12 protein-coding genes, 1 tRNA gene and 1 pseudogene are annotated in these 14,977 nt (G+C 31.6%); 8 read left to right on the top strand and 6 right to left on the bottom strand.

Features of this window, described 5'->3' with window-relative positions:
- Positions 1-133 precede the first annotated feature (133 nt).
- From DTL3_RS06015 to DTL3_RS05990, 6 genes are all read left to right on the top strand, one after another.
- Positions 134-3,247, top strand: coding sequence for a type 1 glutamine amidotransferase family protein (locus tag DTL3_RS06015; RefSeq protein ID WP_045087942.1), 3,114 nt, complete (start codon positions 134-136; stop codon positions 3,245-3,247).
- 543 nt (positions 3,248-3,790) lie between these two features.
- A complete protein-coding gene (locus tag DTL3_RS06010) occupies positions 3,791-4,447 on the top strand; it encodes a class II aldolase/adducin family protein (RefSeq protein ID WP_231853943.1) in 657 nt (218 codons plus the stop codon).
- A gap of 83 nt (positions 4,448-4,530) precedes the next feature.
- Positions 4,531-5,241: a hypothetical protein gene (locus DTL3_RS06005; protein WP_045087941.1), complete on the top strand. Its 711-nt coding sequence runs from the start codon at positions 4,531-4,533 to the stop codon at positions 5,239-5,241.
- 27 nt (positions 5,242-5,268) lie between these two features.
- Positions 5,269-5,757 (top strand): peroxiredoxin, encoded by a 489-nt coding sequence (locus DTL3_RS06000; protein WP_045087940.1) that lies wholly within the window; start codon positions 5,269-5,271, stop codon positions 5,755-5,757.
- A 126-nt stretch (positions 5,758-5,883) separates the two neighbouring features.
- Positions 5,884-8,208 carry a methyl-accepting chemotaxis protein gene (locus DTL3_RS05995; RefSeq protein ID WP_045087939.1) on the top strand — a complete coding sequence of 775 codons (2,325 nt, stop codon included), beginning with the start codon at positions 5,884-5,886 and terminating at the stop codon, positions 8,206-8,208.
- 318 nt (positions 8,209-8,526) lie between these two features.
- Complete coding sequence (locus DTL3_RS05990) at positions 8,527-9,738, top strand: 2,3-bisphosphoglycerate-independent phosphoglycerate mutase (protein ID WP_045088652.1); 1,212 nt, start codon at positions 8,527-8,529, stop codon at positions 9,736-9,738.
- A 44-nt stretch (positions 9,739-9,782) separates the two neighbouring features.
- On the opposite strand, the pseudogene DTL3_RS05985 reads toward DTL3_RS05990, so the two are convergent.
- From DTL3_RS05985 to DTL3_RS05965, 5 genes and pseudogenes are all read right to left on the bottom strand, one after another.
- Positions 9,783-9,977 (bottom strand): annotated as a pseudogene (locus tag DTL3_RS05985) (glycosyl hydrolase family 65 protein); the annotation flags it as partial.
- Between the two features lie 160 nt (positions 9,978-10,137).
- Positions 10,138-11,244, bottom strand: coding sequence for a YqeG family HAD IIIA-type phosphatase (locus DTL3_RS05980; RefSeq protein WP_045087937.1), 1,107 nt, complete (start codon positions 11,242-11,244; stop codon positions 10,138-10,140).
- A complete protein-coding gene (locus DTL3_RS05975; protein ID WP_045087936.1) occupies positions 11,228-11,482 on the bottom strand; it encodes a DUF4911 domain-containing protein in 255 nt (84 codons plus the stop codon). The genes DTL3_RS05980 and DTL3_RS05975 overlap by 17 nt, the downstream gene beginning before the upstream one ends.
- A gap of 52 nt (positions 11,483-11,534) precedes the next feature.
- Positions 11,535-12,824 carry a PhoH family protein gene (locus DTL3_RS05970; RefSeq protein ID WP_045087935.1) on the bottom strand — a complete coding sequence of 430 codons (1,290 nt, stop codon included), beginning with the start codon at positions 12,822-12,824 and terminating at the stop codon, positions 11,535-11,537.
- Positions 12,825-12,826: 2 nt separating this feature from the next.
- Entirely contained in the window at positions 12,827-13,393 is a 567-nt protein-coding gene (locus tag DTL3_RS05965) for a 3'-5' exonuclease (protein WP_045087934.1), read from the bottom strand.
- 96 nt (positions 13,394-13,489) lie between these two features.
- On the opposite strand from DTL3_RS05965, the gene DTL3_RS05960 reads away from it, so the two are divergent.
- Both DTL3_RS05960 and DTL3_RS05955 read left to right on the top strand, forming a co-directional pair.
- Positions 13,490-13,567 (top strand) — tRNA-Arg (locus tag DTL3_RS05960).
- A gap of 64 nt (positions 13,568-13,631) precedes the next feature.
- Positions 13,632-13,895, top strand: a complete 264-nt coding sequence (locus DTL3_RS05955; protein WP_045088651.1) for a stage V sporulation protein S — start codon at positions 13,632-13,634, stop codon at positions 13,893-13,895.
- 68 nt (positions 13,896-13,963) lie between these two features.
- On the opposite strand, the gene DTL3_RS05950 is transcribed toward DTL3_RS05955, so the two are convergent.
- Positions 13,964-14,956 carry a substrate-binding domain-containing protein gene (locus tag DTL3_RS05950; RefSeq protein ID WP_045087933.1) on the bottom strand — a complete coding sequence of 331 codons (993 nt, stop codon included), beginning with the start codon at positions 14,954-14,956 and terminating at the stop codon, positions 13,964-13,966.
- Positions 14,957-14,977 lie beyond the last annotated feature (21 nt).

The following is a 14,977-nucleotide window of genomic DNA, read 5'->3' as shown; positions in this document are numbered from 1 at the left end:
TAACAGGGCGCAGCCCTCACCCTTCTTAGCTACAAGTATCAAAAAAGTTAAAGAGCTTTTTTATAAAAATTAAAAATAACTTTGATTTTAGAATTTTTAAAGACAGTAAACATAACGAAAGGAGACAAAGAACATGTTATATCCAAAAAATAAACGAGATATATCGCAAGAATTATTTAAAAATCCAACAAGTGAATACAGAGGTGCACCATTTTGGGCTTGGAACTCAAGTTTAAATAAAGAAGATTTGCTTGAGCAAATAGATAACTTTAAAATCATGGGAATAGGTGGATTTCATATTCATTCACGAACAGGTTTAGCAGTTGATTATTTAAGTGATGAGTTTATGAGTTTAGTTAAGTTATGTAATGAAAAAGCAAAAGAAGAAGATATGCTATGCTGGTTGTATGATGAAGACAGATGGCCTTCTGGTTTTGCAGGCGGATATGTAACAAAAGATGATCAATATAGACAACGCTTTCTTGTTTTCACCCCCATTTATTATAACGATTCCGAAATAGTTGTAGAACATTTACGAGCAAACAAAAGAGTAGAACAAGGCAAAAAAAGAAAGTTACTAGCTAGATATGAAATTGTTTTGGAAAATGGTTACCTAACCCGTTACAAAAGGTTAAAAGACAATGAAAAATCAAAAGACAATTCCAAAATATGGTATGCATACCTTGAAATAGCTGCAGATGATCCTTGGTTTAATAATCAAGCTTACGTAGATACTCTTAATAAAAGAGCGATAGAAACGTTTGTGGAAATAACTCACGAAAAATATTTTCAAGAATTAGGAGAAGATTTTGGTAAATCTATTCCTGCGATTTTTACAGATGAGCCGCAATTTACACGCAAAAGTTATCTACAATTTTCAGAAGATGAAAGTGAGATAATTCTTCCTTTCACAGATGATTTTGAAGAAAGTTATTTTAACTCCTACAATCAAAGTATATTAGATCATTTGCCAGAATTGATCTGGGAGTTACCAAACGACCAAATCTCTTTAGTGAGGTATAGATATCACGACCATTTAACCGAAAGATTTACCCAAGCTTTTGCTGATACTATAGGAGATTGGTGTGAGAATCACGGGATCTTGCTAACAGGTCATTTAATGGAAGAACCAACGTTAGAGTCCCAAACTGCGTGTGTTGGTGAAGCAATGAGATCGTATCGATCTTTTCAACTTCCAGGAATTGATATGCTTTGTGATAGGAGAGAATTTACAACAGCAAAACAAGCTCAAAGCGCTGCGCATCAATACGCAAGAGAAGGCGTTCTAAGCGAATTATATGGTGTTACAAATTGGGATTTCGATTTTAGAGGGTACAAACTAGCTGGAGATTGGCAAGCTGCTTTAGGAGTTACGGTTAGAGTACACCATCTTACCTGGGTATCAATGCAAGGGGAAGCAAAAAGGGATTATCCTCCAAGCATCGGATATCAAATTCCTTGGTACAAAGAATATTCATTGATTGAAGACCATTTTGCGCGATTGAACACTGTTTTAACTCGGGGGACACCAGAAGTAAAGGTAGGAGTTATACACCCTATTGAATCTTACTGGCTATATTGGGGACCTCAAGATAAGACTGCTATTAAAAGAGAGGAATTAGAAGATAACTTTAAAAATATTACCGAATGGTTATTATTTGGATTGATTGATTTTGATTATATAGCAGAATCATTATTACCTTCTCTCTCGAAAATTCAAGAAAACAAGACCTTCCAAGTTGGAGCGATGAACTACGATGTAATAATAGTCCCTGGATGTGAAACATTAAGATCTACTACATTAGATAGATTAGAAGCCTTTCAAAAGACAGGGGGAAAGATTATATTTTTAGGTGAACTACCTCGATTTGTTGATGCAGTTGAATCAAATAAAGCAAAAAAACTTGCAGAAAAGTCGACAGTTATTCCGTTTTCAAAAGGTAAATTAATGCAAGAATTAAATCAATACAGAGACATAGAAATAATCAAACAAGATGGATCACCATCTGATAATCTATTTTATCAAATGAGAAAAGACGCGAACAATAAATGGTTGTTCATTTCTCATGTGTATAAAATGAAAAATCCAGACATAGCAGAAAAAGAAAGGATAAAAATTATTATAAAAGGGGAATGCAACCCAGTAATATACGACACAATTAATGGAAGTATTAAAGAAACTGAAGCAAAAATAATAAACGGTGAAACTATTGTTGATTATGAATTTTATCCCCATGATAGTTTGCTATTAAAACTTGAATCAAGTAATTTTACAGAAAGTGAAAAGAAGAAAGAAAACCTATCGATTGTAGAGAAAGAAACAAAAGAAATAAGATTAGAAGATCCAGTAAATTATTCTCTTTCAGAACCAAATGTTCTATTACTTGATATGGCAGAATATTCATTTGATGGTAGAGGCTGGCAACAGGTAGACGAAATACTTCGAATAGATAATAAGTTTAGAGAACTCTTAAATTACCCATTACGTATGAACAAATTAGCTCAACCTTGGACAATTAAAAAAGAGGAACCTTTTGAACATGTATTGAAGCTTAAGTTTAGTATAGAATCGGATATAGAATTGAAAAATCCGTGTTTAGCCTTAGAAAACGTTGAAAACACAAAAATATTTGTGAATAAGAAACATGTAGAACCAGAAGTTGTAGGTTGGTTTGTAGATAAAAGTATTAAGAAAGTCAAGATCCCAAACCTTCGCCTAGGAATTTCAGAGATAATTTTAGAAATTCCGTTTAATTCAAAAACTAACGTAGAATGGTGCTACCTTCTTGGAGATTTTGGTGTAAAGGTTAGCGGTAAACACAAAAAGATTGTTGAACCCCAAAAAGCACTCACTTTCGGAAATTGGGTTAACCAAGGTCTTCCTTTTTATGCAGGCAATGTTACTTATCATTGCACAATTGAATGCAATGAAGGAAACCTAACTATTGAAGTTCCTCAATTCAGAAACCCATTATTATCTATCAGTGTAGATGGTCAAGAAAAAGGAAAGATAGCATTTGCTCCATACACATTAGAATTAGGTAAAGTAAATAAAGGAAAACATGATATCGACATAACAGCATATGGCAACAGAATAAACGCCTTTGGAACTGTTCATAATTGTGACGATACATACTTTTGGTTTGGACCAGATGCTTGGAGAACCACAGGAAGCCGATGGTCGTACGAATATAGACTTAAACCAATGGGTATTCTTGTTTCTCCTAAAATTTATCTGAAACAATAAGTTTTTTTGAACTTTTTAAAAATATTTTTATATTATCTGGTAAAATTGACAATATAAATAGATTTATTATTGAATGATTTTGAATTAACATTTTTTTATAATTTTTAAACTATATTATAATATGCGTTTATAAATTAGAATTTTCGAATAACATTTTTTTGAATTTATAATGGGTTCATGGCGGAGCCCTCTCCCCTTTCTCGGTACAAGTACCGAATTAGAAGGGAAGATTTTCTAAAAAAAGCATTTGAATTTATAATGGGTTCAGGGCGGAGCCCTCTCCCCTTTCTCGGTACAAGTACCGAATTAGAAGGGAAGATTTTCTAAAAAAAGCATTTGAATTTATAATGGGTTCAGGGCGGAGCCCTCTCCCCTTCCTCGGTACAAGTACCGAAAAGTTAAAGAGATTAAGAGTTAATAGCGATTAGAATTAAGGAGGTATTTCGTAAAAATCAAATACGAAACATATGTATAATGCAGATTTTAAAATTCCTAAAGACAGCAAAAATATCAATTAAAGGAGGCTGACCTTCTTTCTAAGTTTTGTTAGAAAGAATATATAATATGAATGAAAAACAGCGACTAATTAATATTTGTCTTTCAATGGAAAAAAATGGTCTTGTCAAAGGTACCTGGGGAAATGCTTCAATAAAAGATGGAGATAAAATATTCATCACACCTTCAGGATATCCTTATGATAAAATGAACGAAGATGATGTCATGGTTATTGACATTGATGGAAATATTTTAGAAGGATTTAGAAAGCCTTCTTCAGAATATCAACTCCATTTAGAAATATATAAAAACAGAAAAGACGTTAATGCCATAATACATTCTCACCCAATATATTCTTCGGTAGTTTCTCTTGTAAAAGAATACATCCCTCCCTTGATAGAAGATGGGGTAATGATATGTGGAGAAAGAATTAATGTTGCAAAGTATGGCGAACCTGGAACAAAAGATTTGGCGCTTAAAGCAGTTGAAGCGCTAGAGATGAATTATGCAGTTATATTAAAAAACCATGGACTAGTCACAATAGGAGAAAATGAAATTGAGGCTTTAACTACTTCAATCATTGCAGAAAAGACTGCCCAAATTTATATAGAAGCATTGAAAATAGGAGAAATTTCAGAGCTGTCACCACAAGATGCCAAAAAATTAAGAGAAAAATATCTTTCTTCATACAGGCAAAAAGGATAATTTAATCCAAAAATTTATAAAATGTACCTCTCAGCATTTTTAAAGTAACCAAAATCTAATAGCAACGAAGGAGGTAACAAACAATGAAAAACCTGTCAAGAACCTTAGTAAGTTTAATTGTCATAATCGTTGCAAGTTTGTCATTTTCCCAAGGATTTTCTGGTGGAGAATTTGGTGGATTGGGTGGTGGAGATTTTGGAGCAAAGTGGATGGATCTTGGTGAGTTAAACAAAACGTTGAATGATAACAATCTACCAACATTTTCAAATCCAGCTTTTTATACAGGTGGCGGTGGATATGCTCTGATAGGAAAAACATTATATGGAGGAGAAGGCTATGGAATTACCTTGTCAGAAAAAGCCGATGATTACACCGTTGAGTTAGATGTTGGTTATGGCCTTTTCGACATTGGATATTTAATCTATGCAAAACAATCCTTAAGAGTCTATGGAATGGGCGGAGTTGGGTTTGGAGGAATGACATTTAAAGTATCAGAATTTCCAGATTCTAAAAAATTTGAAGATCTTCTTACCGATTATCATGAAAATTTATTTATCTCAGGACCTATTCCTATTTTTAAAATTGGTTTTGGAGCAGATTATATATTAACTTTTAAAGCTTCTTCATCAACAGGAGGATTTGCAATTGGAATTTCAGCAGGATATGTGTTTGCACCATTTGATCCAATTGGCGGATGGAAATTGTCTGACACTTCTGTTTCTAATGTTCCTAAATTTGGTCCAACCGGTCCATACATAACAATTAAAATTGGTGGTGGTGGATTCGCTTTCTAGATATAGAAACCTGGAGGATTGATATGGATGAAATATTTTAGGTTAGAGGAAGGAGATAGACTACCAACATTTTCCTTGAAAGATGCAAACGGTGAATTAATAAATATCAATGATTTCTTAGGCAAATGGCTTGTAATATATTTCTATCCAAAAGATGGCTCTAAAGGTTGCTTATTGGAAGCACTTGATTTTTCTAATAAGCTTTCTGAATTTAAAAAATATAACTGTGAAATTATAGGAATTAGTCCTGACTCTGAAGAATCTCATAAAAAATTTATAGAAAAAAATGATTTAAAAATTCTTCTTCTTAGTGACCCTGATCATGTTGTTCTAGAAAAGTTAGGTGTATGGCAGTTAAAGAAAATGTACGGTAGGGAACATTGGGGCGTTATTAGAACAACCATATTAGTTGATCCAGATGGATTCGTAAGAAAAATATGGGAGAATGTAAAAGTTAAAGATCATGCTTCGAATGTCTTGCATAGTTTAATAGAATTAATACGTTCAAATAAATAAAAAGAGGGTTTTTCATCTTTTTATTTTGTTATTCTTACTATTTTGGAATATTTAATTACTATATATAATCATTTTTTGTTATATAATATAAATGATTTAGAAAACGCTTTCATGGGAGGAATCAAAATGAAACCAAGAGACAGAGAGAACATGAACATAAAATGGTTTAACAAATTTAGCAACAAAATTAGTATTATACTTTTGGTCCTTGGCTTACTGCCATGTATCTTCTTAGTAATTTATATAACACTGTCTATTCAAAATAAAACCTTAGAGAACGAAGCTAACATCTCATATGTAGTGGAAGATTTGAACAACGAATATCTAAAACAAATAAATGAGTATAACGACGCTGTACAAGAACAGCTAAACTCGTACAATAACTATTTAAAAAGTCAAATCACACTAATCGAAGAAGAAGTATCCAAACAAATGAAAGAAATGTACACTCAATCCTTTGACAATTCACTAAAAACTTTAGGAACAATATTCTCAAACTTTCTCGACTCGGAAAAAAGAACGCTTGAAAAAACTGGAAAATTAATAGCATCTGATACTATACTTAAGGAAAAAACTGCTTCAAAGTCTATATCCTTAATGGAAAGATACAGCATCTTAGAACCATTTGTTACAACTCAAGAATATAATGGTATGCAACTTTGGATACTTTATCCTCCGAACACTGCTGGAACTGGAGTAGAAGTAACCTCCAAAAATCAAACCTATAAACTTCAAAAAAAGGCTGAAACCTATTCAAAAGGCTATGAATACACAAAACAATTGAATTTAGATGATTTCCTCAAAGAAATATTTACGAATATTCTAGAAATTGGATATTTAACCCCCGTTGTTAAAACAAAGTCTTTTAACTCAATTCCGTATTTTATTGGTGTATTTCCAATTGTTGACCCAATAGCAACCAACACTGTCAATGGTTTTTTAGTTATTATTGAAGAATTTGAAAATCAAAAATTGCTTGAAATTTCAAAATTACTTGATGCCTCAGTAACTCTTTATGATAAAAACTATAATTTCATTTATTCCAATTTTCCTAAAGACGAAATTTATATAGATGAAAATAAATTAAATGCCAAATTTGTTACAGAAGAAATACTAAACAAGCCCAAGAGAAGTTATTACTTTCAAACAGAAGAATTCGATGGGTTGTATATACAAATATCTAAGGACTACCAAGATTTTGATGCATCAATTAACATCCCCCTTGAAACATCTTTTGATCTTCCAACCCTCACAGCCAAAGAGGTCACCTTTGAAATAGACTTAGGCTTAAATAAAATTATACGAAACACTATTATTATTTTAATTATTTTGATTTTAATAATTATTTTTGTATCTTATCTATTGAGTCGTAGATTTGGAACACAAATTAGAAACTTTACGAAAAACCTACAGAGATTATCAGAAGGTGATTTGACAGTAGAAATATCTCATGTAACTCAAATAAAAGATGAATTTGATCAAATGAATAAGGAATTAAACAAAACAATTTCTTCGCTTAAAATGATGATCAAAAATCTTTTAGAAGACTCTGAACAAATAATTGTTTCATCTAAAAATGTAGATGAAAAATCTAAACTATTGAAAAATACCCAACAAAATTTAAACTCCTTACTAGAACAGATTAAAGATCTTGGAGACACTGTCTCTAAAATTTCTTCAAGGTTTTCAGAAAAAATTGATGAGTTAATTTCAAACTCAAGAAAGGTAAAAAATGCTACGGAAAATATATCAAAAATTTCAAATGAAACAATAACTTTTGCAAATGAAGGAAAAAAATTTGTAGGCTCAGTTTTAAACGTTTCAAATTCCGTTGAAGAACTTGTCAAAAACTCAAGTGTCAGTGTAGATAATTTTTCTAAAGAAGTTGAAAAGATTAATGAATTTGTAAAAAATATTTCTGATATAGCAAAGCAAACAAATTTATTAGCTTTAAATGCTTCTATAGAAGCAGCAAGAGCCGGAGAAGCCGGAAAAGGATTCGCAGTGGTTGCAGAAGAAATTCGTAATTTATCGGAAGAAACGTCAATGACAGCAATGGGTATTTCAGATAAAATGATAAATATATTGAACAGTTTAAAAACTCTAGCTCAAGGAATCCAGGAAACAAACAAAAAAACTAATGACCTCGGAAACACCATAAAGGTTTTTGAAGAAGGTTTCAACAATCTTGAAAATTCTTCAAAATCATTAACAAGTGTTGTAAATGACCTTACTCAATCTGTAAGAGAACAAAATCAAACTATTGAAGAGTTTAAAAATGAAATACAAGGAATAGAATCTCAAACAAACACAACTATTTCTAAACTAAATATAGTAGAAGAAGGAATAAAAGCTGATAGTGATGCAATTAACTCTTTACTCGAACAAGTAGAAATTTTAAACAAAATCGCACATAATTTGAAAGAAGAAACCAGCCGATTTAAAATTTAAAGAATATATTTTATGGTATAATTGTAAAAGTTAAATTTGTCACTCAGTGTTTAATTTGAGGAACACAAACTTAGTTACAAACCAAAGAAATTACCGTGTTCATCAAAAAATTTGCTATGAATTAACTTTGAAATTTCCTATTTCAAGATAATCTAAACATTCTTATTACAGAATTAGATGTGTAAGTATTATGTTCCGATAAATAGAAATATAATAAGACCCTGAATTTAAAAGGGTTCGACGTTGAGGCTATTCTCGCATATTTTTTAAAATTTCTAAAGTGAGTAAAAACTTTAAAATCAGGAGGTGTCATTTTTGATTTCATTTGATAGACAAAATATCATTAAAGATTTATCAATTAAGACAGATTCAAAAATAGTTCTTTTGGTTATGGACGGTGTTGGTGATCTACCTAACGAAGAAGGAAAAACTCCTTTAAAAGCAGCTAATAAACCTATTATGGATTCATTGGCAAAAGAAAGCGAATTAGGCCAGAGTATTGCGGTATTTCAAGGTATAACCCCTGGAAGTGGCCCAGGCCATTTATCGCTTTTTGGATATGACCCCTTGAAATATCAAATTGGTAGAGGTATCTTAGAAGCTCTTGGCTTGGACGTCGAAGTAGGCCCAAAAGATGTTGTTGCAAGAGCAAACTTTGCAACTATAAAAAATGGAGTAATCATTGATAGAAGAGCAGGAAGACCTGCTTCTGAAGAATCGAAAAAAATTGTCGAACTATTATCTGAAAAAATTAAACAAATTGATGATGTTAAAATAACTTTTTATCCTGGAAAAGAACACCGATTCGTAGTAAAATTTTCAGGAGAAGGCTTGTTTGACGAAGTATCTGATGCTGACCCACAAAAAGAAGGACACCCTATGGAATGGGCAAAGTCTCTAAATCCCGATTCAGAAAAAATGGCAAAGATAGCCAATAAATTACTAAAAGAAATTGGTGAAGTACTTAAAGATCAACCAAAAATGAATTTTGCTTTACTAAGAGGATTTTCTAAACATCCAAAGCTTCCAACTTTTAAAGAAATTTATAAGTTAGATGCAGCAGCGATTGCAACTTATCCAATGTACAGAGGCTTAGCTAAATTAGTAGGAATGCAAATTATCAAAACTGGAGAAACTATTGAAGATGAAATTGAAACCTTAAAGGCGAATTGGAATAAATATGACTTTTTCTTCGTTCATGTCAAAAAGACCGATTCTTATGGAGAAGACGGTAATTTTAATGAAAAAGTTAAAGTTATAGAAAATACCGATAGGGTACTAAAAGATATTTTAGCATTGAAGCCAGATGTTTTAATCATTACTGGGGATCATTCAACCCCAGCACCTATGAAATCACATAGTTGGCATCCAGTACCTGTACTCATTAATTCTAAATTTGTTAGAAAAGGTTTATCAAATGTGTTTGACGAATTTGAATGTGCTAGAGGAGTGTTAGGTACTATATCTGCATTAGATCTATTGCCTTTAGCTTTAGCTCATGCAGGAAAACTTGAAAAATATGGAGCTTAATAAAAAACGGGCTTTAAGCCCGTTTTTTTAGATTTATAAATGTTTTATCTTTGGCATGTAAATGGTTTATTTTGTTCCAAGATATAATCCTTCGAAAAGACCCTGATTTTCAATGTCTGATCAGACAAAAAGACAATCTTGTCTTGTAGAATGTCAACTTTTAATTTAGCATCTCTCCATCTCAATTTAAAAGATAGTTCTTTCCATTGTTCAGGCAGCCAAGGCTTAAAATTCAATACGCCTTCTTGATCAACGCTTAACCCTCCAAATTTATATTATTTTTCTTCTTCAAAAAAAAGTCTGATTAGCGCTAGTTATTCACAATCAGACCTAAATATTCGTGTTTATTTTAATTTTTCTTTATTTTTCTTAATTTTTAAACATTTTTAAAATTAATAATTATTTAGTTAATTTATTTTTAGTAATTGAAGAATCCTTTCCTATCTTTTTTTCTTCATTATTACTAAGTGTTGGCTTTTCCCTTATCCCTTTCAAAGCTATTTGTTCAAAAAAACGGATCATTCTTGTCCAAATCCCTTCATTTGTTGTTAGTGGTTCAACTTTTATGGTGTAAAATTTAAAGGCATTACCACATACTACGTCAGTAAAAAGCTGATCACCTATCATCACTATCTCACTTGGCTTATAACCTAAGTACTTTATTTTTTTCCTTATTTTAAATTTAAGAGGTTTCCTAGCTGCAGTTAAAAGATCTACTCCTAATTCATCTAAATCCATTTCTAAAGATTTAAAACGACTCTTTCTTCCATTACTAGCTATTAATAAATAGAACCCCATTTCTTTAAGCCTTATAATCAAATCCGTAGCTTCTGGAGTTAAGAAATCCTTATGGTATTCATTTAATGTGTTATCAAAATCAAATATAATCATCTTGTACCCTTTTTCTTTTAACTGAATATAATCTATGTCAAAAATATTTTCTCTAAACTCATTAGGCGCTGCTAAGTCGATAAATCTAAAAAACCAACCAATAGTATAAAAAAAGACATTATATGCAAACTTTGAAAAACCTGCAACAAATTTTTTAAACTTGCTTTCTAGACCATATGTGTACGGGTTTATCAATATTGTGTACAATCCTAGCTTGTTTCCTACACTAATGTCTGTAATAAACAAGTCTCCTATTATTACTGTTTCTGATTCTTTTGAATCCATTTCTTGCAAAACTTCTTTTAATTTTTTTGTATTAGGCTTTTTCATACTTGTATAGACTTTCACTTTGCCATTAGTTAATTCTTCAATTATTTTCACCTTTTCTCTTTTTGCATTTGTAACAATAGCTACTTTAAAACCTTCTTCTATCAATTTATCAAAAAGCTTTAAAGTTTTGTCAGTTATGTTGTCATCTCTCCAACCTGTAACAGTAAAGTCATAATCCATAAGAATAGTTGTAAACCCTAGTTTTTTTAGATTCTCATAATCTACTGAGTATATATCTGGACTATGTTCTTGGGGAATAGGAATATATTTAAATAATCCCGTCATGCGGTTCAACACTTATAACCTCCAATTTGATGTCTGATTTTTTCAATGAATTGAGTAAAATGAGTGATTCATCTAAAAAACCTGCTGGAACAATTATTTTAAAATATCCATTCTTTTGTCTTTTCCTAACATTCATTATGTGTGCTTCCGCTTCTATCAAATAAATCAATAGATGAATATCTTCTTCTGCAATATCTATGAAGATATCAAACTCCGGGATGCTGTTATCATACGGCATTTATTAGTTCGCCCTCCTGTTTTTCCAACTTTCATTTTAATTGCTACACAAGTTATAATATTTCTGCAGAAATGGTTGCTAATTCAGATCTTTCACCCTTCTTCATAGTTATGTTTGCAGCTAAATCTATTCCTTTAAACTTTGAAGCCGCATAGACGAGTCCATTCGAAGAACTGTCTAAATAAAGATTATCTATTTGATATGGATCTCCAGTAAAGACGATCTTGGTTCCTTCACCTGCTCTTGTTAAAATAGTTTTTACTTCACTTGGAGTTAGATTTTGAGCTTCATCCACTATCATATACTGATTTGGTATTGTCCTACCTCGTATATAAGATAAAACTTCTATTTCTAGCAAGTCTCTTTTTGTTAAATACTCATCAGGTTTTTTCCCTTTGCCTTTAAATAAGAAATCTAAATTATCATATATAGATTGTAACCAGGGCCTCATTTTTTCCTCTATGCCTCCAGGTATGTATCCAATATCTTTTCCCATAGGAATTACTGGTTTCGATACTAACAATCTATCATATACTTTGTTTTCTAAAATATTATATAGACCCGCTGCAAGTGCTAATAAAGTCTTACCTGTTCCAGCAATACCTACCAGAGTTACAAAAGGGATGTCAGGATCCAACAAAGCATCCAACGCAAATACTTGTTCCGCACTTCTCGGGGTAATACCAAAAATTACACTATTAAAAGTCATTTGTATTTTTTCAAATGCCTGTTTCTTTTTATTATATCTTAATAACTTCTCACCATATTTTAAATAGGTATTAGGATATGGCTCTTCGTTAAGTCCTAATTCGCTATAAGTATATGTGTCTTTGATTTCTAAATGTTTAGTTGGATTATCTATTATTATGTATCCATCTGGTAAAAGCTCAATATCAATCTTGTCACTTAAATAATCTTGACTTTCTATACCAAGCGCATCAGCTTTAATTCTTAAATTCAAATCTTTACTTACAATTATTGTTTTGAAATTTTTATCTACTTCTTTTAAATATAATGCATAATACAATATAAAATTATCTTTTGATTCTCCTAAATAGCTTGGCATTTTGTATTTAGGATCATTCTTTTCTATAGCCAATATTTTCAATGTTCCTCCATTTTGTAACTTAACACCTTTTTGAAGAGGCATTCCATCTCGTAGACTATCCAAAATACGGGCTACATCTCTTGCAGATTTAGCAACTTTATCACTTCTTGTTTTGAGCTTATCAATTTCTTCTATAACTGGAAAAGGTATAATTAAATTATTATCTTCAAATTTAAATATACAATTTGGGTCATGTATTAATACATTTGTATCCAATATATAATTTTTAACCAAGACTAATCACCCCATTTTCGAATAAAATTTTCTAATGCTTTTAGAGAAAAAAGATTTATATACTTTTGAAATAATCGAGCTGTAGCTAAAGCATCATCCCAAGCCCTATGAAATTTATTTATACCAAGATTAAATTTATTTGAAAGATGTTCAAGATTATATGGACCACTTTCTAAAAAATACTTTGACACCTCCAAAGTATCTATATAATAATTATCAATTGAAAACATTCCACTTTCTTTTGCAGCTATATCTAAAAATCTTAGGTCCATTTTAGCGTTATGAGATACTAATATTGAATCATCAATATATTCCTTAAATCTAGGAAAAACGTCTATCAATAAAGGTGCTTGAGATACATCTTCATTGTTTAACTTATGAAACCTTGAAACTTCTCCTGGTATAAAAATCATTGGATTTACCAACGTATGAAATGAATATTTAAATTTAATTTTTTTGTTAAAAATAGGTATGGCAGCTATTTCTATAATTCTGTCTCCATACTCTGGACTTAATCCTGTTGTTTCTAAATCAAACGCTAAAAAAACATTATTCTGAATTTCTAACATATTGCTTCCCTCCATGTTATAAATTATACCATGATTAACTTTATTTTCTCTCTTGATTTATATGGTTAGTTTAAGGTATAATTAATAATAAGTATAGCGTCTGTAGCTCAATTGGATAGAGCGTCGGACTTCGGATCCGAAGGCTTGTGGGTTCGAATCCCACCAGACGCGCCATTCAGTCCTAAACAAGTCAAAGTTAAAATCAAAACATTACAAGGAGGTATCGTTCATGGCAGAGATAGAAGTACTTAAGGTAGCAGCAAATTCAAAACCTGTTGCAGTTGCAGGGGCTCTAGCTGCTATTATCAGGGAGAAGGGAGTCGCCGAATTGCAAGCCATTGGTGCTGGTGCGGTTAATCAAGCAGTGAAGGCTATAGCTATAGCAAGAGGATATGTTGCACCAAGTGGCATTGATCTAGTATGTGTACCTGCTTTCGCGGACGTAGAAATTGAAGGAGAAGAGAGAACTGCAATCAAATTTCTTGTAAAACCCAAGGAATAAAAAAGAGGCTGAAAAGCCTCTTTTTTACTGTATTTGCTAAACAATATTATAATTAAATAATTGTTATTTCAAATCTTCTTAACAGAATCTCTGACAACAATTTCCGTTGGAAGAATAATTCTCCTTTTGACTCGACTTTCTTTTTTCCCTTCAAGTTTTTCCACTATAAGTTTACCGGCATTTAACCCCATTTCATACATCGGTTGACATATAGTTGTCAATGATGGATGTAAATATTTAGCAAAAGGGGCATCATCAAAACCTACAACAGAAACATCCTCTGGGCATGAATATCCAGCTTCCCTCAAAGCCTTAAGACCACCTAAAGCAACCCAGTCGTTTACGAAAAAGGCAGCGGTAAAGTCTTTTCCATTCTTTTTAAGATATTGTTTTATTGATGTGTATCCTGATTGAGCATCAAATCCTCCTGGAATGAAAATTACTTCAAAGTCTTTGTTTTTTTGAGCAAAATCCTGAAAAGCCTTTTTTCTTTCCCTAGCAGAATAAATCCTTAAAGGACCTTCTACATGGACAACCCTTTTGTGACCCATATTATACAAATATTGGGCTATCTTTAAGGTTGAATTATAATTTTCTATAGTTATAATGTCTATCTTTAGCTCAGATTGATCCCTATCTAATGCCACAACAGGTATTCCTGTTGTCACAAATTTTTCTAAACTATCTTCATCATCATACGTTGTACATACAATAATTCCATCTACCTTCCGACCAAAAAATTCCTCTAACGCCTCTTTTTCTTTTTCAATTGAATTTCTAAATGTTGAAAGAAACATTTCTATATGACTTTTTATTAATACCTCTTTAATACTTTCTGCGATTATTCCATAATAGTATCCAAATAAATCTGGCACAAGCACCCCAACAACCTTATACGAACTGCCTTTCATACTATCGCTTCTTTTATAGTTTAACTCTTTTACAACCTTTAATACTTTTTTCCTGGTTTCTGGTGAAACGTTATCATATCCATTTAAAACTCTTGATACTGTCGCTATAGAATATCCAGAAACCCTCGCAACATCTCTAATTGTAGCCATTATCTATCACCCATTTTTAAA

It is taken from the genome of Defluviitoga tunisiensis, from assembly GCF_000953715.1.
GTDB classification, from domain to species: Bacteria; Thermotogota; Thermotogae; order Petrotogales; family Petrotogaceae; genus Defluviitoga; species Defluviitoga tunisiensis.
The sequence above is the reverse complement of the archived record's forward strand: the minus strand, read 5'-3'. Positions and strand labels throughout refer to the sequence as shown.

Bases quoted from the DNA above. Each gene is read 5' to 3' on its own strand.
- DTL3_RS06015 (WP_045087942.1), top strand. From the start codon at position 134: ATGTTATATCCAAAAAATAAACGAGATATATCGCAAGAATTATTTAAA.
- DTL3_RS06005 (WP_045087941.1), top strand. From the start codon at position 4,531: ATGAAAAACCTGTCAAGAACCTTAGTAAGTTTAATTGTCATAATCGTT.
- DTL3_RS06000 (WP_045087940.1), top strand. From the start codon at position 5,269: ATGAAATATTTTAGGTTAGAGGAAGGAGATAGACTACCAACATTTTCC.
- DTL3_RS05995 (WP_045087939.1), top strand. From the start codon at position 5,884: ATGAAACCAAGAGACAGAGAGAACATGAACATAAAATGGTTTAACAAA.
- DTL3_RS05980 (WP_045087937.1), bottom strand. From the start codon at position 11,244: ATGACGGGATTATTTAAATATATTCCTATTCCCCAAGAACATAGTCCA.
- DTL3_RS05975 (WP_045087936.1), bottom strand. From the start codon at position 11,482: ATGCCGTATGATAACAGCATCCCGGAGTTTGATATCTTCATAGATATT.
- DTL3_RS05965 (WP_045087934.1), bottom strand. From the start codon at position 13,393: ATGTTAGAAATTCAGAATAATGTTTTTTTAGCGTTTGATTTAGAAACA.
- DTL3_RS05950 (WP_045087933.1), bottom strand. From the start codon at position 14,956: ATGGCTACAATTAGAGATGTTGCGAGGGTTTCTGGATATTCTATAGCG.